This window comes from Pseudomonas sp. NFACC41-3, from assembly GCF_900109505.1.
GTDB classification, from domain to species: domain Bacteria; phylum Pseudomonadota; class Gammaproteobacteria; order Pseudomonadales; family Pseudomonadaceae; genus Aquipseudomonas; species Aquipseudomonas chlororaphis.
Genome location: NZ_FOAE01000005.1, coordinates 446,585 through 465,247, shown reverse-complemented (window position 1 = coordinate 465,247; position 18,663 = coordinate 446,585). Strand labels below are relative to the sequence as shown.

Sequence of the window (18,663 nt, the reverse complement as noted above, 5' to 3'; positions counted from 1 at the left end):
AGGCACGTCGATATGATCGGGCAGAACCCGATGACTGGCTAATCCCGTCTATCCGAAAGTGCGTTCCAAGGAGATCAACATGCAGATGAACCCCAACAAAGACACCCAGTTGTGTATGTCGCTGTCAGGGCGTCCGGGGAATTTCGGCTTGCGCTTTCACAATCACTTGTATGAACAGCTGGGCTTGAACTTCTACTACAAGGCCTTCAGCAGCCAGGACCTGCCAGGCGCCGTCGCCGGGATCCGCGCCCTGGGCATTCGCGGCTGTGGCGTGTCCATGCCGTTCAAGGAAGCCTGCATTGCCCTGGTGGACGAACTGGACGCCTCGGCCAGCGCGATCCAGTCGATCAACACCATCGTCAACACCAACGGCCACCTCAAGGCCTATAACACCGACTACATCGCCGTCGCCCAGTTGCTCGAACGCCACCGGATTCCCAAGGACACCCGCTTTGCCCTGCGCGGCAGCGGCGGCATGGCCAAGGCGGTGGCCAGTGCCTTGCGCGATGGTGGCTACCGCGATGGCGTGATAGTTGCCCGCAATGCCCAAGCCGGGCAGGCCCTCGCCGACTCCCTGGGCTATGCCTGGCAGGCGGAGCTGGGCGAATTGCGCCCGCAGATGCTGATCAACGTCACCCCGATCGGCATGAGCGGCGGTCCCGAGGCCGACCAGCTGGCGTTCCCGGTCGAGGCGATCGAGGCCGCGCGCACGGTGTTCGACGTGGTGGCGGTGCCGGCGGAAACTCCGCTGATCCTGCGCGCCCGGATGGAGGGCAAGCAGGTGATCACCGGCCTGGAAGTGATCGCCATCCAGGCCCTGGAGCAGTTCGTGCTATACACCGGCGTGCGCCCCAGCGCCGAGCAGTTCCAGCAGGCGGTGGCCTTCGCCCGGGCCTGATCGGTGGGTGGAGCAGGGCAGGTCGGTGGGGCGTAAAGCCCTGCCTATACTGGTCGCCAGCAAGCCAAGACTTGCCCCTGTTCCACGTCACCGTGATCGAGGTCTGTATGCCACCTGCCATTCTCAATCTGGATCAGGCGGACCTTCAGCCGCTGCCTGAAGCCCTGAGCCCCACCGGCGACACCGCCGGCCGTTATGTCCAGCGCATCGCCCGCATCGGCCAGCAACTGGGCGCCCAGAAGCTCGGCTACCGGCTGATTGCCCTGGGCCCGGGGATGCGTGCCAGCCCCTTCCATAACCATCGCGTCAATGAAGAGATGTTCTACATAGTCGCCGGCGAGGGCGAGATCCGCCTCGGCGCCGAGCGTTTTGCCATCCGCGCCGGCGATGTGATCGCCTGCCCGCCGGGCGACATGGACAGCGCGCACCAGATCATCAACACCAGCCAGGGCGAGTTGCGCTACCTGGCGGTCAGCACCCAGGAAGCGCCGGACATCTGCGAATACCCGGACTCCGGCAAATATGTGGTGATGAAGGACTTCAAGATCGACGATGAGGGCAACGCCTCGGGATTCGTCGCGGTGGCGCGGCATGCGGACGGGGTGGATTACTGGGACGGGGAGTAGCGGGAAGTGTTCTGAGGCTTTACCCCGACTGCGTCGGCGATCGCAGCCTGCGGCAGCGGCTACAAGGCGCTGCCGCAGGGGTGGGGATCAGCCTTCGAGTTTCGCCAGGCGTTCTTCGAGGGCGGCGATGCGCGCTTCCAGCTCTTCGATGCGCTCCGCCGATACGCCGCTGCCCGCGCTGCGCTCCACCGGGTTCTGCCGGGCGGCGAGGATCGCTTCGATATCCGCCGGGTCGCCCAGGGCATGCATGTAGCGATCTTCACGCTGCCCGGCTTGGCGCGGGATCAGCAACGCCAGGCCACGAGCGATCAGGCGTTCCAGTTGGTGCACCACCTGTTCGCTGTCTTCGAAATCGTGCATGCGCCCGCTGCGGGTCAGCAGTTCGTTGACGGTCTGCGGGCCGCGCAAGAACAGCAGGCCGGCCAGTGCCACCTGCGCCGGCACCAGTTCCAGCGCCTTGTCCAGGCGATGCTCCCAGCGGTCGGCGCGGCTGCCCATCACCAGGCGGGCGAAGCCGCGGTTTTCCAGGGCGCGCAGGCTCTGGCCGACCTGGCCCTGGGTGAGGTTCATCACCGGTTCGCGGCTGGTTTTCTGGTTGCAGGCGATGACCAGGGCATTGAGGGTCAGCGGATAGGTTTCCGGGCTGGTCGCCTGCTTCTCGATCAGCGATCCGAGAATGCGCAGTTCGGTGCTGCTCAGTTGCAATTGCTCGCTCAAGGTTTCTTGCTCAATGCTCATCGCGCGTTCCCTATGCTGTCGAAGGCGACTAGCCTAATCCTTGCTGGATAAAAGACAAGCCGCCGGCGGCACCCAAGCAGGTCTATAATCGCGCCAGCTTTGTTTGTGCTTTTTTCCGTCAGCCTGTCGAGATCACCATGACTATTTCCCTGTACGCCGCCTCCGTTCCTGTCTTCAAGCAAATGCTCAACGCCCTGAGCGATGTCCTGAACAAGGCCGAAGCCCACGCCACCGCCAAGAACATCGACCCGAATGCCTTCCTCCAGGCGCGCCTGTACCCGGACATGTTCCCGCTGATCCGCCAGGTGCAGATCGCCGTCGATTTCGCCAAGGGCGTTTCCGCTCGCCTGGCCGAAGTCGAGCTGCCGAAGTACGACGACAGCGAAACCACCTTTGCCGAGCTGCAGGCGTTGCTGGCCAAGGTCCTGACCTTTATCGACGGCATCCAGCCAGCGCAGATCGATGGCAAGGAAGGCATCGAGATCGTCACCCGTCCGGGCACCCCGAAAGAGAAGCGCTTCAGTGGCCAGTCCTACCTGCTGACCTACGGCCTGCCGCAGTTCTTCTTCCACGTCACCACCACCTACGCGATCCTGCGCCACAACGGCGTGGAAATCGGCAAGCGCGACTACATGGGCGCTTTCTGATGTAGTTGGGGGCCAGGCCCATAAAAAAGCCCGGCAAGGTGCGAGCCTTGCCGGGCTTTTTAGTGCGCGCTATTCGTGCAGGATCAGGCGGTCTGGCGGACCTTCTCTTCCTGGGCCATGCACGCGGCGGCGGTGAAGAGCACGTCGGTGGAGGAGTTCAGCGCGGTTTCCGCCGAGTCCTGCAGCACGCCGATGATGAAGCCGACGGCGACCACCTGCATGGCGATTTCGCTGGGGATGCCGAACAGGCTGCAGGCCAGCGGAATCAACAGCAGCGAACCGCCGGCCACGCCGGAAGCGCCGCAGGCACAGATGGCGGCGACCACGCTGAGCAGCACGGCGGTGGGCAGGTCGACGGCGATACCCAGGGTATGCACGGCCGCCAGGGTCAGCACAGTGATGGTGATGGCGGCACCGGCCATGTTGATGGTGGCGCCCAGAGGGATCGACACCGAATAGGTGTCTTCATGCAGGCCCAGGCGCTTGCTCAGTTCCAGGTTGACCGGAATGTTGGCCGCCGAACTGCGGGTGAAGAAGGCGGTGATGCCGCTTTCGCGCAGGCACATGAGCACCAGCGGGAACGGGTTGCGGCGGATCTTCCAGAACACGATCAGCGGGTTCATCACCAGCGCGACGAACAGCATGCAGCCGATCAGTACCGCCAACAGGTGCATATAACCGAGCAGGGCGCCGAAGCCCGAGGTAGCCAGGGTCGAGGCCACCAGGCCGAAGATGCCCAGCGGGGCGAAGCGGATCACTACCCGCACGATCAGGGTCACGCCGTTGGACAGGTCGTCCAGCACGGTGCGGGTGGTGTTGCCGGCATGGCGGATGGCCACGCCCATGCCGATGGCCCAGGCCAGGATGCCGATGAAGTTGGCGTTCATCAGCGCGCTGACCGGGTTGTCCACCACGCTCAGCAGCAGGCTTTGCAGGACTTCGCTGATGCCGCCGGGGGCGGAGATGGCGACATCATGGGTGCTCAGCACCAGGGAGGAGGGGAACAGGCTGCTGGCGATTACCGCCACCACCGCCGCGGCGAAAGTGCCCAGCAGGTAGAGCCAGAGGATCGGGCGGATATGGGTTTCCTGGCCGTGCTTGTGGTTGGCGATGGAGGCCATGACCAGCACGAATACCAGGATCGGCGCCACGGCTTTCAGTGCCGAGACAAAGACCTTGCCGATAAAGGCGGTGGATTTCGCCAGTTCGGGGGCCAGCAGCGCCAGGGCGATACCGGCGATCAGGCCAATGACGATCTGCGTGACCAGGCTGGTGCGTTTGAGTTTTTCCAGGAGCGACGGGGGCGAAGCAGTCATAGCGGTATCTCTGATTTTTTTAATATGCCGTGCGTCGACGTGGGACGCCGTGCTGATGAGTTGCTGAAAGTACGGGGTGTTGCGGCAGGGGGCGGACTTTATCACACGGGGTTCGCCCACGGATGTGACGATCTGCCACCTGAGCCTTCCAGAGTAGCCTGCGGTTTTTTCGCCGCTACCCCAGACATGCGCGGACACATTCTGTTAGGATTCGCCATCCTCTTCTCATCTCCAGTCAGCGGGCCACCAGGCCATCGCTGATGTCGTCGTTTCCGGAGTTTTCCATGCTGTTGCCCATTCTGCTGTTGTCAGCCGCCGGTTTTACCGTGCTGACGACGGAGTTCATCATTGTCGGCCTGCTGCCTTCGATTGCCCGGGACCTTGCGGTCAGCGTGCCCCAGGCCGGCCTGCTGGTGACCTTGTTCGCCTTCACCGTGGCGGCGTTCGGGCCGTTCCTCACGGCCTATTTCGCCCGTTTCCAGCGCAAGCGCCTGTTCATTTCGGTGCTGGTGATGTTCGGCCTGGCCAATACCCTGGCGGCGCTGGCGCCGAATATCTGGGTGATGGCGGTGGCGCGGCTGATCCCGGCGTTGGGCTTGCCGGTGTTCTGGGCTTTGGCCAGCGAAACCGCGGTGGACATCGTCGGCCCCGACTACGCCGGGCGGGCCATCGCCAAGATCGGCTTCGGCATCGTCTGCGCCACGGTGTTCGGCATTCCGGTGGGCACGCTGATTTCCGATGCCTTCGGCTGGCGCGCCGCGTTCGGCATCCTGGCGCTGGTGGCCTTTGCCAAGGCATTGCTGCTGTATGTCTACCTGCCGCAGACCCGCGTGCACAACGAGCAGGCCAGCCTGCGTTCGCAGTTCGGCATCCTGCGCAGCCCCTTGATGCAGGGACATGTGCTGCTGTCGATCCTGGTGTTCAGCGGCATGTTCACTGCCTACACCTACCTGGCGGATATCCTCGAGCGCCTGGCCGGTTTCAACGGCACGCTGGTGGGTTGGTGCCTGATGGGCTTCGGCGCGGTGGGACTGATCGGCAACTCGCTGGGCGGCCGCGCGGTGGATCGCCATCCGTTGCTGGCTTCCATGGGCTTCTGCGCCTTGATGATCGGCGGCATGGTGGCGCTGGTGCCGAGCATCCACTCGCCGCTGGGCCTGGCCGCGGCCATGGGCATCTGGGGTGTGACCCAGGCGGCGCTGTTCCTGGTCAGCCATGTCCGCCTGATCAAGGCCGCGCCTCAGGCGCCGGCGTTTGCCGCTTCGCTGAACATCGCCGGAGCCAACCTGGGCATCGGCCTGGGCGCCATGGTCGGCGGCCGGGTGATCGACACCCTGGGGCTGGGCAGCCTGGGGTTCGCCGCCGCCGGTTTTATCCTGGTGTCGATCCTGCTGGCCCTGCTGTTGATGACCCTCAAGCCCCAGGCCAGCTGCGCCTGACTCTCCTCAAGCGCCCATGGCGGTGAACAGCTCGCGGCGGGCGCCTTCGGTGATCGCCACGATGCCGGGGTGCTTGACCTTGCGTTCGACCGAAATGGCGTAGAACGACTCGCTGACCGCATCGGTCTGGCCGATCAGTTGCACGCCGTATTGGCGCCGCACTTCGTCGGCGATCACGCTGGGGCTGATAAAGATCCCGCTGCCTGATTGGCCGAATGCCTGCATCAAGGCACTGTCGTCGAACTCACCGATGATCCTGGGTTGTATCTGCTGCTCGGCCAGCCAGCGCAGCAGCCGGCTGCGCACCACGGTTTCCTGCCCGGGAATCAGCAGCGGAGCGCCATGCAGGCTATGGGGAAAGTTGGTTCCATAGCGCTCGGCCAGTTCTTCGGTGGCGAAAAAACTGATACCGCATTCGCCGAGTTTCTGGCTGTAGCCCTTGATGTCCAGGTGCGAAGGCATGGGGCTGTCGGAAATCACCAGGTCCAGGCGCTGGATGGCCAGGTCGGCCAGCAGGCGTTCGAGTTTGTCCTCGCGGCAGGTGATGCGGATCGGTTCGTTCAGCTCCATGGTCGGGGCGATCAGGCGGTAGACGATCGATTTGGGCACCACATCGGCCACGCCGACCCGAAACAGGATCTGCTGTTCGTTGGGCTGGGCCTGGAGCATGGCTTCCAGTTCGCCGCCGAGCTGGAACATCTGTTCGGCGTAGGGCAGGGTCTGGCGCCCGGCTTCGGTCAACTCCAATTGCCGGCCGACCCGGCGAAACAACTCGATGCCGTAGGTTTGTTCGAGCAGGGTGATCTGGCCGCTGATGGTTTGCGGGGTCAGGTTCAGTTGCTCGCAAGCCCGGACGATGCTGCCGGTCTTGGCGACGACCCAGAAGTAGTGCAGTTGGCGGTAATTGAGCATGGCTGGCTTTGATTCGTAAAAATCGAAGTATAGCTGTTAAAAATACGAATTTTCCTGAAGTGTCCGCCTCCATAGAATGCCTCGCTATTGACGGGCCATCGTCTCGGCCCGGTCCGTTCTAACGAGGAAAGTGCAATGACCTATAAATCCATCGCCGCATCGTTGCTGGCGTTGTCGTTGATCACCCTTGCCGGTTGCGAGCAGGCGGAAAAAAGCGCGCAGCAGCTGTTGGGCAAGGCCGCGGAAAACGCCAAGCAGGCGATCGACGACACGCACAAGGCCGCCGAACAGGCGATCAGCGACGCGACCCAAGGCTTGATCAGCAAGCAGGAAAAGCCGGCTGACGAGGCCAAAGAAGCCACCTCGTCGTCCCAGGAAATCTGATCCCCCATACCCCCGACTCAGGACTGAGCCATGGAATACCTTTTACAACTCGCCGCCAGCCCCACCGCCTGGGTCGCCCTGGCAACCCTGGTGGTCATGGAAATCGTGCTCGGCATCGATAACCTGATCTTTATTTCGATCCTGACCAACAAGCTGCCCGAGCAACACCGGGCCAAGGCCCGGCGGATTGGTATCGGCATGGCCCTGATCCTGCGCCTGGCACTGCTCAGCACTATCGCCTTCATCGTGCAGCTGACCGAACCGGTGATCGATGTCTTCGGCCAGGTCTTCTCCTGGAAGGACATGATCCTGATTGCCGGCGGCCTGTTCCTGCTGTGGAAGGCCACCACGGAGATCCATCACAGCATGGGCCCGGAGCCGCAGGACAGCAAAAGCGAGACCGCGGGCGTATCCTTGGGTTTTGCTGCGGCGATCGGCCAGATCCTGATGCTGGACATGGTGTTCTCCATCGACAGCATCATCACCGCGGTCGGCATGACCGAACACTTGCCGATCATGATCATTGCGGTGGTGGTGTCGGTACTGGTGATGTTGCTGGCGGCCGAGCCTCTGGCCAAGTTCATCAATGACAACCCGACGGTGGTCATGCTGGCCCTGGGCTTCCTGATCATGATCGGCATGACCCTGATCGCCGAAGGTTTCGGTGCCCATGTGCCAAAAGGTTATGTGTACGCGGCCATGGCCTTCTCGGCGGCCATCGAGGGGCTGAACATGCTGGCTCGTCGTGCCCGGCAGAAGCGGGTGGCGGCGGAGGCGGAAGTCGAAGCCTGATTTGCGGCAACAACCGACGGCGGCCTGTGTTCAAGGACACAGGCCGCCGTTTTTTATTGGGCAGAAGAAAAAGTGCCAGTCAGTGCGCGGTGGCGTGATGCCGGGCCGGTTTTGCGGTTTTCGCGGCGGGAGTCGGCAAACGCGGATGATGGTGTCGGCGAACGATCCGCAAGACACCCCAGAGCATGGCAGCGGCAACGGCCAGCCAGCCGCCGATCAGCATCAGGATTGTCGTTGTCAGGCTCATGCATGCCTCCTTGTTGCCCTGTCCAGGGCACACACTCTTCGCAATGGACAGTCTAGTCGCGGATGTGTTTCAAGCCATTGACCAATAGTCGAGTGTCATCGACCGCTTTGCTCTATGGGACGCAAATTACCGCGGCTTAACGCTATACCCCTGTGTCGCGGCGCCCTATGATCAGCGTTTCGGCCGGGGCTCCTGGCTTGGCGTCTGCACAAGAGAGTCATGATGGAACGGATGTTTCTGCGATTTCGAACACTGTTGTTGGCGGGCGCTTGCGCCCTGACGCTGGCCGGTTGCGCCAGTAGCGTGCAGCCGGAGATTCAGCGCCTGCCCGAGCGGGTGGAACTCAACGGCGTGCCGTTTTTCCGCGGCGAAACCTATCAGAGCGGCCCGGGCACCCTGGCCAGCATGCTGTCCCAGCAAGGCATCGCGATCACTCCGGGTCTGCTGGACAAGCCGCTGCACCTGCCTGGCGCGGAGGCGAAGTTGCAGCAGAACATGCTGACCCTGGCGCGTGAGTACGGGATGGTGGTCTATCCGCTGGACGACAATTTATCGGCGCTGCTGACCCAGGTTGCCGCGGGATACCCGGTGATGGTGCGTTACACCGAAGGTTCGGCGTTCTGGGCCGAGCCTCGTTATGCCGTGCTGGCGGGCTATAACCGACACAAGCAGACAGTATTGCTGCGCGCGGGAATGAATCGTCGTCTGTTGATGGACTTTGCCAAGTTCGAGTCGGCCTGGAGCAATGCGGGACACTGGGCGGTGTTGATTCAGGGGCCGACCCAGGTGCCAGCCCAGGTCGATCGCCAGCGTTGGTTGAAGGCAGCCGATGAGTTGGCCCAGGCCGGGCAGGAGAACGCGGCGGCACGGGCGACCAAGGCGTTGAGCGCCAACTGAGGTTGCAGAAACGCTGACGGCGCCCAGGGGCGCCGTCTTTGAAAGGGCCGCGATCGACAGATCCGCGGCCTTTTTTGTGTCTGCCAGCTTCTATTCGGCAGTCTGGGCGACGCCGCTCTGACGGCTTTTCAGGTTTTTGCCGGCCTTGTAGCTCAAGGCGGCATTCGGTACCGAGCCGCTTTTACCGGTTTCCAGCCACTGGCGGATACGGCTGGCATCGGCGAAGTGCGTGTACTTGCCAAAGGCGTCGAGAATCACCAGGGCGACCGGGCGGTTGCTCATGCTGGTCACCAGTACCAGGCAGTGGCCTGCTTCATCGGTAAAGCCGGTCTTGGTCAACTTGATGTCCCAGTTGGCCCTGTTGACCAGGTGATCGGTGTTGCGAAAGCCCAGGGTGTAGTTGGGTTTGCGGAACGCCACGGTCTTTTCCTTGGTGGTGCTCAGCTCGCTCAGCAGCGGGTATTTGCGCGCCGCCAGCAACAGTTTGCTCAGGTCGCGGGCGGTGGACACGTTATGGACCGACAGGCCGGTCGGCTCGACATAGTGCGTGCTGGTCATGCCCAGTGCCTTGGCCTTGGCGTTCATGGCGGCAATAAAGGCTGCGTACCCGCCCGGGTAGTGGTGGGCGAGGCTGGCGGCGGCACGGTTTTCCGACGACATCAGGGCGATCAGCAGCATCTCTTTGCGCGGGAGTTCGCTCTTGAGCTTGACCCGGGAAAACACGCCTTTCATTTCCGGGGTGTTGCTGATGTCCACGGAAATGTACTCATCCAGTGGTTGTTTGGCGTCGAGTACGATCAGACCGGTCATCAGCTTGGTTACCGACGCGATGGGCACGACCACGTCGGGATTGCTGGAGTAGATGACCTTGTTGGTCTGCAGATCCAGCAGCATGGCGCTGCCGGAGGCAATGTGCAGTTGGGAAGGGTCGCGCGGCGCTTCGGTGGTTTCGCGAGCGACGGCGCTCTGCGTGATAAAGGTGCCTGTAAATGCAAAAAATAGGCTCAGGATAGAAAGACGGATTTTCACGCGGGCGGACTCATGAAGTGGATATGCCGTTCTGCAACGGGCTGCTTTCAGAAAAACGTTACATTTTATGAGTATGTGCCAGGAAAGAGCTACACGCCCGTAGGTAAAGGGCTTCAGGTAAATTAAATTTCATCCTGTATCAGTTTTGTATCAGTTTGGTTCCCTCTTTTCTGGTGAGTTGATCGTCACTGCAAGCGGGGGCTACTCGTTTCAGGTTTTCGGCGAGCAGAAACAAAGAACCCCGCCAGTGGCGGGGTTCTTTTATCCGGGCTATTTCCCTGCGTCAGTCGTGCAGCGTTTCTGCCGCATACAACGTGTTTTCCAGCAGGCAGGCGCGAGTCATCGGGCCAACACCGCCCGGTACCGGAGTGATCCAGCCGGCGCGGGGCAGGGCGGTCTCGTAGACCACGTCGCCCACCAGCTTGCCGTCTTCCTGGCGGTTGATGCCGACGTCGATGACGATGGCGCCTTCCTTGATCCACTCACCCTTGACCAGGCCCGGCTTGCCGGCGGCCACGACCACCAGGTCGGCACGTCCGACGTGGCCGGCCAGGTCCTTGGTGAAGCGGTGGGTAACGGTAACGGTGCAGCCGGCCAGCAGCAGCTCCATCGCCATCGGGCGCCCGACGATGTTGGAAGCACCGACCACTACCGCATCCATGCCGTACAGATCGGCACCGGTGCTTTCCAGTAGGGTCATGATGCCTTTCGGCGTGCATGGGCGTAGCAGAGGGATGCGTTGGGCTAGGCGACCGACGTTATAAGGATGGAAACCATCCACGTCTTTATCCGGGCGGATACGCTCCAGCAGCTTGGAGGCATCGAGGTGTTCGGGCAGTGGCAGTTGCAGCAGGACGCCATCGATGTTCGGGTCATCGTTGAGGCGGTCGATCAGGCCAGCCAGTGCTTCTTGAGTGGTGTCAGAAGGTAAGTCATAGGCTTGTGAAAGAAAGCCGACCTCTTCGCAGTCTTTACGCTTGTGCGAGACATAAACCTGAGAGGCCGGGTCGCTGCCGACCAGGATCACCGCGAGACCTGGAGTACGCAGGCCTTGCTGGCGACGCTCGGCGACACGTTTGGCGATCTGCTGGCGCAGGCTAGCGGCGATCGCTTTGCCGTCGATTAGTTGTGCAGTCATGACGCGTGATTAACCATCGAGAGGGAGAGAAAAAGAGAACGCATTCTCGCATGCCAGGACGTGAGGGCAAAGGCGCTTGGTCTGCAAATTCCCCTAACTCCTTTAATTAAATGAATTTTTTTCAAAAAAGAGTTGACGACCTAACGGCTCGTCTATAACATTCGTCGCACTTGTCGGGCACAGCCTAGCACTGGTTAAGAAGGTCGGGCAGAGTTGATGTTTAGCTCGTAACGACTGAAAGCACTTAGTTTGTAATCATTAAAGAATACAGATTAATAAGGCGCCCGTAGCTCAGCTGGATAGAGCATCCGCCTTCTAAGCGGATGGTCGCAGGTTCGAGTCCTGCCGGGTGCGCCATTAGGCAGCTTTGGCACAAGTAACGCAACAACGCAATATGGTGGGCGTAGCTCAGTTGGTAGAGCACAGGATTGTGACTCCTGTTGTCGTGGGTTCGATCCCCATCGTCCACCCCATATTCCGAAAGGCGCCAGATTAATAGTCTGGCGCCTTTGCTTTAAAAGCTTGATACGCGGACGTGGTGGAATTGGTAGACACACTGGATTTAGGTTCCAGCGCCGCAAGGTGTAAGAGTTCGAGTCTCTTCGTCCGCACCAATTAAGTAGCTATTTATATAGCAGAAAACGGCGCAGCACCTGAAAAGGGCTGCGCCGTTTTCGTTTCAGAAGTCTGTATTTCCAGCGGGTTGCAGGTAGTGGGCCGGGGAGGCGACGAAATACTCGTCCTTTTGTCGCTGGAATGCTGAAGGTTTACCGGTCGGGCTGTGGTTTGCTCCGATCATCAGGGGTGTGACGTGCCATTCCTTCTATATATAGAAGCATGGGTGCAGAGGCCCTGGTTTGATTCGCTGTATTTGCTCTCAGGGCGCGGCTCAACCGTTGGTCCCCGCCTTTAAATCGCCGGCTGTTTTTTTACCCGTTTTCAGTAGGGTGACTTCTTGAGTTTGACCCACTAGAATGCATGCCCTTGATTCTGGGGTCGGAAACGGCCGGCTAACGTCTGTGCAACGAGGAATATCCATGCAAGTTTCTGTTGAAAATACTTCTGCTCTTGAGCGCCGCATGAGCATCACCGTGCCGGCTGAGCGCATCGAGACACAGGTCAACAAGCGTCTGCAGCAGACTGCCCAAAAGGCCAAGATTCCAGGCTTCCGTCCTGGCAAAGTCCCAATGAGCGTGATCCGTCAGCGTTATGAAGCTGATGCGCGTCAAGAAGCTGTGGGCGATGTGATCCAGGCTTCCTTCTACGAAGCTGTTGTCGAGCAGAAGCTGAACCCGGCTGGCGCTCCTTCGGTTGAGCCAAAGGTTCTGGAGAAGGGCAAGGATCTGGAATACGTTGCAACGTTCGAAGTGTTCCCTGAGTTCACCGTTGCCGGTTTCGAGTCCATCGCCGTTGAGCGCCTGAGCGCTGACGTGGCTGATGCCGATCTGGACAACATGCTGGAAATCCTGCGCAAGCAGAACATTCGCTTCGAAGTGGCCGACCGCGCCGCTCAGAACGAAGACCAACTGAACATCGATTTCGTCGGCAAGGTCGACGGTGAAGTGTTCGCTGGCGGTTCCGCCAAGGGCACTCAGCTGGTGCTGGGTTCCGGCCGCATGATCCCAGGCTTCGAAGAAGGCCTGGTTGGCGCCAAAGCGGGTGAAGAGCGTGTTCTGAACCTGACTTTCCCAGAGAACTACCAGAACCTGGACCTGGCTAACAAAGCCGCCGAGTTCACTGTCACTGTCAACACCGTTTCCGAGCCTAAGCTGCCAGAGCTGACCGAAGAGTTCTTCGCTCAATTTGGTATCAAAGAAGCCGGTCTGGAAGGTTTCCGCGCCGAAGTTCGCAAGAACATGGAGCGCGAACTGCGTCAGGCCATCAAGTCCAAGGTCAAGAACCAGGTAATGGACGGCCTGCTGGCTGCCAACCCGATCGAAGTGCCTAAGGCTCTGCTGGACAACGAAGTGAACCGTCTGCGCGTTCAGGCCGTTCAACAGTTCGGTGGCAACATCAAGCCTGATCAACTGCCGGCCGAGCTGTTCGAAGAACAGGCCAAGCGTCGCGTTGTACTGGGTCTGATCGTGGCCGAAGTGGTCAAGCAGTTCGACCTCAAGCCTGACGAAGCCCGCGTGCGCGAGCTGATTCAGGAAATGGCTTCTGCTTACCAAGAGCCAGAGCAGGTCGTGTCCTGGTACTACAAGAACGAGCAGCAACTGAACGAAGTCCGTTCGGTTGTGCTGGAAGAACAAGTTGTGGATACTGTTCTGCAGAAAGCTAGCGTGACCGACAAATCGGTCTCTTACGAAGAAGCGGTCAAGCCGGTAGAAGCACCACAAGCCGACTGATTTTTTACTCGTTCGAAAATACACACCATAAGCCAGCCTTCGCGCTGGCTTATGCGTATTCAAGACATGACTATTTGGGAGTGACTGCAGGACATGTCCCGCAATTCTTATTATCAGCAGAGCTCTGACATCCAGGCCGCAGGCGGCCTGGTCCCGATGGTTATCGAGCAGTCCGCCCGTGGCGAACGCGCCTATGACATCTACTCGCGCCTCCTCAAGGAGCGGGTGATCTTCCTGATTGGCCCGGTAGAAGACTACATGGCCAACCTGGTCGCGGCACAATTGCTCTTCCTTGAAGCGGAAAACCCGGACAAGGACATCCATCTCTACATCAACTCGCCAGGCGGTTCGGTGACTGCAGGCATGTCGATCTACGACACCATGCAATTCATCAAGCCGGACGTTTCCACCATCTGCATCGGCCAGGCCTGCAGCATGGGGGCCTTCCTGCTCGCCGGTGGCGCAGCGGGCAAGCGTCATTGCCTGCCTAACTCGCGGATGATGATTCACCAGCCATTGGGCGGTTTCCAGGGTCAGGCGTCGGATATCGACATCCATGCCAAGGAAATCCTGCACATCCGTTCGCGTCTGAACTCGCTGCTGGCTCATCACACCGGTCAGAGCCTCGAGACCATCGAGCGCGACACCGAGCGCGACAACTTCATGAGCGCAGAGCGTGCGGCTGAATACGGCCTGATTGACTCTGTGATCACCAAGCGTCAAATGCCTGCCTAAGCAACTCAAATGTAGGTGGCTGGTTTAACCGGCCACCTGTGGGCTTGAAAAAGCCCGCAATTGCCTTCATCTTGTGTTGCAAGCCTATCGGATTTGGATCGATCGAATGACTGACACCCGCAACGGCGAGGACAACGGCAAACTGCTTTATTGCTCCTTCTGTGGCAAAAGCCAGCATGAAGTACGCAAATTGATTGCCGGCCCCTCGGTCTTTATCTGCGACGAGTGCGTCGACCTGTGCAATGACATCATCCGTGAGGAGGTGCAGGAAGCACAGGCCGAAAGTAGCGCGCATAAATTGCCTTCGCCTAAAGAAATCAGCGGCATCCTTGATCAGTATGTGATTGGTCAGGAACGTGCGAAAAAGGTTCTGGCAGTAGCGGTATACAACCACTACAAGCGCCTCAATCAGCGTGACAAAAAGAATGACGAGGTCGAGTTGGGCAAGAGCAACATCTTGCTGATCGGCCCTACAGGTTCGGGCAAGACTCTGCTGGCAGAGACCCTGGCGCGCCTGTTGAATGTACCGTTCACCATTGCCGACGCCACCACCCTGACCGAAGCCGGTTATGTGGGTGAGGACGTCGAGAACATCATTCAGAAACTGCTGCAGAAGTGCGATTACGATGTAGAGAAAGCTCAAATGGGCATCGTCTATATCGATGAAATCGACAAGATTTCCCGCAAGTCTGACAACCCTTCGATTACCCGTGACGTTTCGGGTGAAGGCGTGCAGCAGGCCCTGTTGAAACTGATCGAAGGTACTGTGGCTTCCGTTCCGCCTCAAGGTGGTCGCAAGCATCCGCAGCAAGAGTTCCTGCAGGTCGATACGCGCAACATCCTGTTCATCTGTGGTGGTGCGTTCTCGGGGTTGGAAAAGGTTATTCAGAACCGTTCGACTCGCGGCGGCATCGGCTTCAATGCCGAAGTACGCAGCAAGGAAGAGGGCAAGAAGGTCGGCGAATCCCTGCGTGAAGTCGAACCGGACGATCTGGTCAAGTTCGGCCTGATTCCGGAGTTCGTGGGGCGTCTGCCGGTTCTGGCAACCCTGGACGAGTTGGATGAAGCAGCGCTGATCCAGATCCTCACCGAGCCGAAGAACGCCTTGACCAAGCAGTATGCCAAGCTGTTCGAGATGGAAGGCGTCGATCTGGAGTTCCGTACCGATGCCCTCAAGTCGGTCGCCAAGCGTGCGCTTGAGCGCAAGACCGGTGCTCGCGGATTGCGTTCGATTCTCGAAGGCGTGTTGCTCGACACTATGTATGAGATCCCCTCGCAGTCCGAGGTGAGTAAAGTAGTGATCGACGAAAGCGTTATAGAAGGTAAGTCCAAGCCACTGTATATCTATGAAAACAGTGAGCCGACTGCCAAGGCAGCCCCGGACGCCTAAGCGCCGGACTGCTGGTTTGACAGAAGGGGCCTTCGGGCCCCTTTGCTTTTACTGCCTTTAAAGTACTGTCTTTGAGCTTGTTTTTTTTCGAGGCAGCCCCCATCTTGGTTTCAAGCTTACTTCCATCTGTTTACGGCCTTATGGCCGCCGTAGAGGCGAAATCATGAAGACAACCATCGAATTGCCTCTCCTGCCATTGCGTGATGTCGTGGTTTATCCGCACATGGTTATCCCGCTGTTCGTGGGGCGCGAGAAGTCTATCGAAGCCCTCGAGGCTGCGATGACGGGCGACAAGCAGATTCTTCTGTTGGCTCAGAAAAATCCTGCTGATGATGATCCCGGTGAAGATGCACTCTATCGCGTAGGTACCATTGCCACTGTTCTGCAATTGCTCAAGTTGCCCGACGGCACCGTCAAAGTACTGGTCGAGGGCGAGCAGCGGGGCGCTGTGGAGCGTTTCAGCGAAGTGGATGGCCACTGCCGTGCCGAAGTCTCCCTGATCGATGAGGTGGACGCTCCTGAGCGTGAGTCGGAAGTCTTTGTCCGTAGCCTGCTGTCCCAGTTCGAGCAGTACGTGCAGTTGGGCAAGAAGGTCCCCGCCGAAGTGCTGTCGTCCCTCAACAGCATCGATGAGCCGAGCCGCCTGGTAGACACCATGGCCGCCCATATGGCGCTGAAGATCGAGCAGAAGCAGGAAATTCTCGAAATCATCGACCTGTCGGCGCGTGTCGAACACGTGCTGGCGTTGCTGGATGCGGAAATCGATCTGTTGCAGGTCGAGAAGCGCATTCGCGGTCGCGTGAAGAAGCAAATGGAGCGCAGCCAGCGCGAGTACTACCTGAATGAGCAGATGAAGGCCATTCAGAAAGAGCTGGGCGACGGTGACGAAGGTCACAACGAAGTCGAAGAGCTGAAAAAGCGCATCGACGCCGCCGGCTTGCCAAAGGATGCCCTGGCCAAGGCCCAGGCTGAGCTGAACAAGCTCAAGCAGATGTCGCCGATGTCAGCTGAAGCCACAGTGGTGCGTTCGTACATCGACTGGCTGGTTCAGGTGCCGTGGAAGGCCCAAAGCAAGGTTCGTCTGGACCTGGCGCGTGCCGAAGATATCCTCGATGCCGATCACTATGGCCTGGAAGAAGTCAAAGAGCGGATTCTCGAATACCTCGCCGTGCAAAAGCGTGTGAAGAAGATTCGTGGTCCGGTACTGTGCCTGGTCGGGCCTCCAGGGGTCGGTAAAACCTCCCTGGCAGAGTCGATTGCTCACGCCACTAACCGTAAATTCGTACGCATGGCTCTTGGCGGCGTGCGCGATGAAGCGGAAATTCGTGGCCATCGTCGTACCTATATTGGTTCGATGCCGGGAAGATTGATTCAAAAGATGACAAAGGTGGGCGTTCGCAACCCGCTGTTCCTGCTCGATGAAATCGACAAGATGGGCAGCGACATGCGCGGCGATCCGGCTTCGGCATTGCTCGAAGTGCTCGATCCCGAGCAGAACCACAACTTCAACGACCACTATCTGGAAGTCGATTACGACCTCTCCGATGTGATGTTCCTTTGCACCTCCAACTCGATGAATATTCCGCCAGCGTTGCTGGACCGGATGGAGGTGATTCGTCTGCCGGGTTACACCGAGGACGAGAAGATCAACATCGCGGTCAAATACCTGTCGCCGAAGCAGATCCAGGCCAACGGCCTGAAGAAAGGCGAGCTGGAATTCGACGAAGAAGCCATTCGCGACATCATCCGCTATTACACCCGCGAAGCCGGTGTACGTGGGCTGGAACGCCAGATCGCCAAGGTTTGCCGCAAGGCGGTGAAGGAGCATGCGCTGGAAAAACGCTTCTCGGTGAAGGTCACTTCCGACCTGCTGGAGCACTTCCTCGGCGTGCGCAAATTCCGCTACGGCCTGGCCGAGCAACAGGATCAGATCGGTCAGGTAACGGGCCTGGCCTGGACCCAGGTCGGTGGTGAGCTACTGACCATCGAAGCCGCCGTGGTACCTGGCAAAGGTCAGTTGATCAAGACCGGTTCGCTGGGCGACGTGATGGTCGAATCGATCACTGCGGCACTGACGGTGGTGCGCAGCCGTGCGAAGAGCCTGGGAATCCCCCTGGACTTCCACGAGAAGCGCGACACCCATATCCATATGCCGGAAGGGGCGACTCCGAAAGATGGCCCTAGCGCTGGCGTAGGCATGTGCACGGCCCTGGTTTCTGCACTGACCGGTATTCCGGTGCGGGCTGATGTGGCCATGACCGGGGAAATCACCCTGCGTGGTCAGGTGTTGGCTATCGGTGGTTTGAAAGAGAAACTTCTTGCAGCACATCGTGGTGGAATCAAGACCGTCATCATTCCAGAAGAGAATGTGCGCGATTTGAAGGAAATTCCTGACAATATCAAGCAGGATCTGCAAATTAAGCCAGTTAAATGGATTGACGAAGTCCTCCAAATTGCGCTGCAATACGCGCCGGAGCCCTTGCCGGATGTGGCTCCCGAGATAGTTGCAAAGGATGAAAAACGCGAGTCTGACTCTAAGGAAAGAATTAGCACGCATTAGTACGCATTAGCCTGGGGGGCTTCCTTGACAGCTTTTTAGAGCCCTTGTTATAAAGCGGCTCTTAAGTGTCTGTAGGCCATTCAGCACTGGTTTTTGCTTTCACCAAAAAACTTAGAATCATACTCAAATAGATATATAAGGGGACTTAGAGTGAACAAGTCGGAACTGATTGATGCTATCGCTGCATCTGCTGATATCCCGAAAGCTGCTGCTGGCCGTGCGCTGGATGCAGTAATCGAATCCGTCACTGGCGCTCTTAAGGCTGGCGACTCCGTTGTACTGGTTGGTTTCGGTACTTTCTCTGTTACCGATCGTCCTGCTCGCATTGGTCGTAACCCACAGACCGGTAAGACGCTGGAAATCGCTGCAGCCAAAAAACCAGGTTTCAAAGCCGGTAAAGCACTGAAAGAAGCTGTTAACTAAGCCTCCTTCAAGCCTTTGCCTACCCGGGTCGGGGTCTTTCCCGACCTGGCAGCGGAGCGGTAGGGCAGCCGGTTAGAAATCCGGTTTGTCACATCGGGGATCGAAGGTTCGAACCCCTGTCCGCTCCGCCAGTTACGAGAAAGG

18 protein-coding genes and 3 tRNA genes are annotated in these 18,663 nt (G+C 59.3%); 15 read left to right on the top strand and 6 right to left on the bottom strand.

What is annotated here, in order from left to right:
• Positions 1-79: 79 nt before the first annotated feature.
• Positions 80-898, top strand: a complete 819-nt coding sequence (locus BMY68_RS23670) for a shikimate 5-dehydrogenase (RefSeq protein ID WP_085534048.1) — start codon at positions 80-82, stop codon at positions 896-898.
• Between the two features lie 107 nt (positions 899-1,005).
• The gene (locus tag BMY68_RS23665) at positions 1,006-1,524 is read left to right on the top strand and encodes a cupin domain-containing protein (RefSeq protein ID WP_053261901.1); all 519 of its coding nucleotides are present in this window, start codon (positions 1,006-1,008) and stop codon (positions 1,522-1,524) included.
• Positions 1,525-1,611: 87 nt separating this feature from the next.
• Here the strand turns inward: BMY68_RS23665 and BMY68_RS23660 are convergent, their stop codons facing one another.
• Positions 1,612-2,262, bottom strand: a complete 651-nt coding sequence (locus tag BMY68_RS23660; protein WP_009044661.1) for a YceH family protein — start codon at positions 2,260-2,262, stop codon at positions 1,612-1,614.
• A gap of 137 nt (positions 2,263-2,399) precedes the next feature.
• Between BMY68_RS23660 and BMY68_RS23655 the strand changes: the two genes are divergently transcribed.
• Complete coding sequence (locus BMY68_RS23655) at positions 2,400-2,909, top strand: DUF1993 domain-containing protein (protein ID WP_085534050.1); 510 nt, start codon at positions 2,400-2,402, stop codon at positions 2,907-2,909.
• Between the two features lie 83 nt (positions 2,910-2,992).
• Here BMY68_RS23655 and sstT read toward each other — a convergent pair whose 3' ends face one another.
• The gene (gene sstT / locus BMY68_RS23650; protein ID WP_053261898.1) at positions 2,993-4,225 is read right to left on the bottom strand and encodes a serine/threonine transporter SstT; all 1,233 of its coding nucleotides are present in this window, start codon (positions 4,223-4,225) and stop codon (positions 2,993-2,995) included.
• Between the two features lie 284 nt (positions 4,226-4,509).
• Here sstT and BMY68_RS23645 point away from each other — a divergent pair, with 284 nt between their 5' ends.
• On the top strand, positions 4,510-5,664 hold the full coding sequence (locus BMY68_RS23645; RefSeq protein WP_007927226.1) for an MFS transporter: 1,155 nt from the start codon (positions 4,510-4,512) through the stop codon (positions 5,662-5,664).
• A gap of 6 nt (positions 5,665-5,670) precedes the next feature.
• On the opposite strand, the gene nhaR is transcribed toward BMY68_RS23645, so the two are convergent.
• Positions 5,671-6,576 carry a transcriptional activator NhaR gene (nhaR, locus tag BMY68_RS23640; protein ID WP_007927225.1) on the bottom strand — a complete coding sequence of 302 codons (906 nt, stop codon included), beginning with the start codon at positions 6,574-6,576 and terminating at the stop codon, positions 5,671-5,673.
• 135 nt (positions 6,577-6,711) lie between these two features.
• On the opposite strand from nhaR, the gene BMY68_RS23635 reads away from it, so the two are divergent.
• Both BMY68_RS23635 and BMY68_RS23630 read left to right on the top strand, forming a co-directional pair.
• Positions 6,712-6,960, top strand: a complete 249-nt coding sequence (locus tag BMY68_RS23635; protein ID WP_009044657.1) for a hypothetical protein — start codon at positions 6,712-6,714, stop codon at positions 6,958-6,960.
• Between the two features lie 30 nt (positions 6,961-6,990).
• Complete coding sequence (locus tag BMY68_RS23630) at positions 6,991-7,752, top strand: TerC family protein (protein ID WP_085534052.1); 762 nt, start codon at positions 6,991-6,993, stop codon at positions 7,750-7,752.
• A gap of 79 nt (positions 7,753-7,831) precedes the next feature.
• On the opposite strand, the gene BMY68_RS29940 is transcribed toward BMY68_RS23630, so the two are convergent.
• On the bottom strand, positions 7,832-7,999 hold the full coding sequence (locus tag BMY68_RS29940) for a hypothetical protein (RefSeq protein ID WP_009044656.1): 168 nt from the start codon (positions 7,997-7,999) through the stop codon (positions 7,832-7,834).
• 222 nt (positions 8,000-8,221) lie between these two features.
• On the opposite strand from BMY68_RS29940, the gene BMY68_RS23625 reads away from it, so the two are divergent.
• Positions 8,222-8,896, top strand: a complete 675-nt coding sequence (locus BMY68_RS23625; RefSeq protein WP_037004852.1) for a PA2778 family cysteine peptidase — start codon at positions 8,222-8,224, stop codon at positions 8,894-8,896.
• Between the two features lie 90 nt (positions 8,897-8,986).
• Here BMY68_RS23625 and pbpG read toward each other — a convergent pair whose 3' ends face one another.
• Together pbpG and folD are read right to left on the bottom strand one after the other, a co-directional pair.
• Entirely contained in the window at positions 8,987-9,925 is a 939-nt protein-coding gene (gene pbpG, locus BMY68_RS23620) for a D-alanyl-D-alanine endopeptidase (RefSeq protein ID WP_009044654.1), read from the bottom strand.
• Between the two features lie 283 nt (positions 9,926-10,208).
• Entirely contained in the window at positions 10,209-11,063 is an 855-nt protein-coding gene (folD, locus tag BMY68_RS23615) for a bifunctional methylenetetrahydrofolate dehydrogenase/methenyltetrahydrofolate cyclohydrolase FolD (protein ID WP_007927213.1), read from the bottom strand.
• 280 nt (positions 11,064-11,343) lie between these two features.
• Here folD and BMY68_RS23610 point away from each other — a divergent pair.
• The 8 genes from BMY68_RS23610 to BMY68_RS23575 all read left to right on the top strand — a co-directional run bounded on the left by BMY68_RS23610 (position 11,344) and on the right by BMY68_RS23575 (position 18,519).
• Positions 11,344-11,420 (top strand) — tRNA-Arg (locus BMY68_RS23610).
• 40 nt (positions 11,421-11,460) lie between these two features.
• Positions 11,461-11,536, top strand: a tRNA-His gene (locus tag BMY68_RS23605).
• A 56-nt stretch (positions 11,537-11,592) separates the two neighbouring features.
• Positions 11,593-11,677, top strand: a tRNA-Leu gene (locus BMY68_RS23600).
• 423 nt (positions 11,678-12,100) lie between these two features.
• Positions 12,101-13,411, top strand: coding sequence for a trigger factor (gene tig / locus BMY68_RS23595; protein ID WP_009044653.1), 1,311 nt, complete (start codon positions 12,101-12,103; stop codon positions 13,409-13,411).
• Between the two features lie 93 nt (positions 13,412-13,504).
• On the top strand, positions 13,505-14,146 hold the full coding sequence (gene clpP, locus BMY68_RS23590) for an ATP-dependent Clp endopeptidase proteolytic subunit ClpP (RefSeq protein ID WP_007927205.1): 642 nt from the start codon (positions 13,505-13,507) through the stop codon (positions 14,144-14,146).
• A 106-nt stretch (positions 14,147-14,252) separates the two neighbouring features.
• Complete coding sequence (gene clpX, locus BMY68_RS23585; RefSeq protein WP_007927204.1) at positions 14,253-15,536, top strand: ATP-dependent Clp protease ATP-binding subunit ClpX; 1,284 nt, start codon at positions 14,253-14,255, stop codon at positions 15,534-15,536.
• 163 nt (positions 15,537-15,699) lie between these two features.
• On the top strand, positions 15,700-18,096 hold the full coding sequence (gene lon, locus BMY68_RS23580; RefSeq protein ID WP_009044652.1) for an endopeptidase La: 2,397 nt from the start codon (positions 15,700-15,702) through the stop codon (positions 18,094-18,096).
• Between the two features lie 93 nt (positions 18,097-18,189).
• Positions 18,190-18,519 (top strand): HU family DNA-binding protein, encoded by a 330-nt coding sequence (locus tag BMY68_RS23575; protein WP_020296819.1) that lies wholly within the window; start codon positions 18,190-18,192, stop codon positions 18,517-18,519.
• Positions 18,520-18,663: the final 144 nt, after the last annotated feature.

What these genes read in the sequence shown, in the direction of transcription:
- BMY68_RS23670 (WP_085534048.1), top strand. Translation starts at nt 80, where the DNA reads ATGCAGATGAACCCCAACAAAGACACCCAGTTGTGTATGTCGCTGTCA.
- BMY68_RS23665 (WP_053261901.1), top strand. Translation starts at nt 1,006, where the DNA reads ATGCCACCTGCCATTCTCAATCTGGATCAGGCGGACCTTCAGCCGCTG.
- BMY68_RS23660 (WP_009044661.1), bottom strand. Translation starts at nt 2,262, where the DNA reads ATGAGCATTGAGCAAGAAACCTTGAGCGAGCAATTGCAACTGAGCAGC.
- BMY68_RS23655 (WP_085534050.1), top strand. Translation starts at nt 2,400, where the DNA reads ATGACTATTTCCCTGTACGCCGCCTCCGTTCCTGTCTTCAAGCAAATG.
- sstT (WP_053261898.1), bottom strand. Translation starts at nt 4,225, where the DNA reads ATGACTGCTTCGCCCCCGTCGCTCCTGGAAAAACTCAAACGCACCAGC.
- BMY68_RS23645 (WP_007927226.1), top strand. Translation starts at nt 4,510, where the DNA reads ATGCTGTTGCCCATTCTGCTGTTGTCAGCCGCCGGTTTTACCGTGCTG.
- nhaR (WP_007927225.1), bottom strand. Translation starts at nt 6,576, where the DNA reads ATGCTCAATTACCGCCAACTGCACTACTTCTGGGTCGTCGCCAAGACC.
- BMY68_RS23635 (WP_009044657.1), top strand. Translation starts at nt 6,712, where the DNA reads ATGACCTATAAATCCATCGCCGCATCGTTGCTGGCGTTGTCGTTGATC.
- BMY68_RS23630 (WP_085534052.1), top strand. Translation starts at nt 6,991, where the DNA reads ATGGAATACCTTTTACAACTCGCCGCCAGCCCCACCGCCTGGGTCGCC.
- BMY68_RS29940 (WP_009044656.1), bottom strand. Translation starts at nt 7,999, where the DNA reads ATGAGCCTGACAACGACAATCCTGATGCTGATCGGCGGCTGGCTGGCC.
- BMY68_RS23625 (WP_037004852.1), top strand. Translation starts at nt 8,222, where the DNA reads ATGGAACGGATGTTTCTGCGATTTCGAACACTGTTGTTGGCGGGCGCT.
- folD (WP_007927213.1), bottom strand. Translation starts at nt 11,063, where the DNA reads ATGACTGCACAACTAATCGACGGCAAAGCGATCGCCGCTAGCCTGCGC.
- tig (WP_009044653.1), top strand. Translation starts at nt 12,101, where the DNA reads ATGCAAGTTTCTGTTGAAAATACTTCTGCTCTTGAGCGCCGCATGAGC.
- clpP (WP_007927205.1), top strand. Translation starts at nt 13,505, where the DNA reads ATGTCCCGCAATTCTTATTATCAGCAGAGCTCTGACATCCAGGCCGCA.
- clpX (WP_007927204.1), top strand. Translation starts at nt 14,253, where the DNA reads ATGACTGACACCCGCAACGGCGAGGACAACGGCAAACTGCTTTATTGC.
- lon (WP_009044652.1), top strand. Translation starts at nt 15,700, where the DNA reads ATGAAGACAACCATCGAATTGCCTCTCCTGCCATTGCGTGATGTCGTG.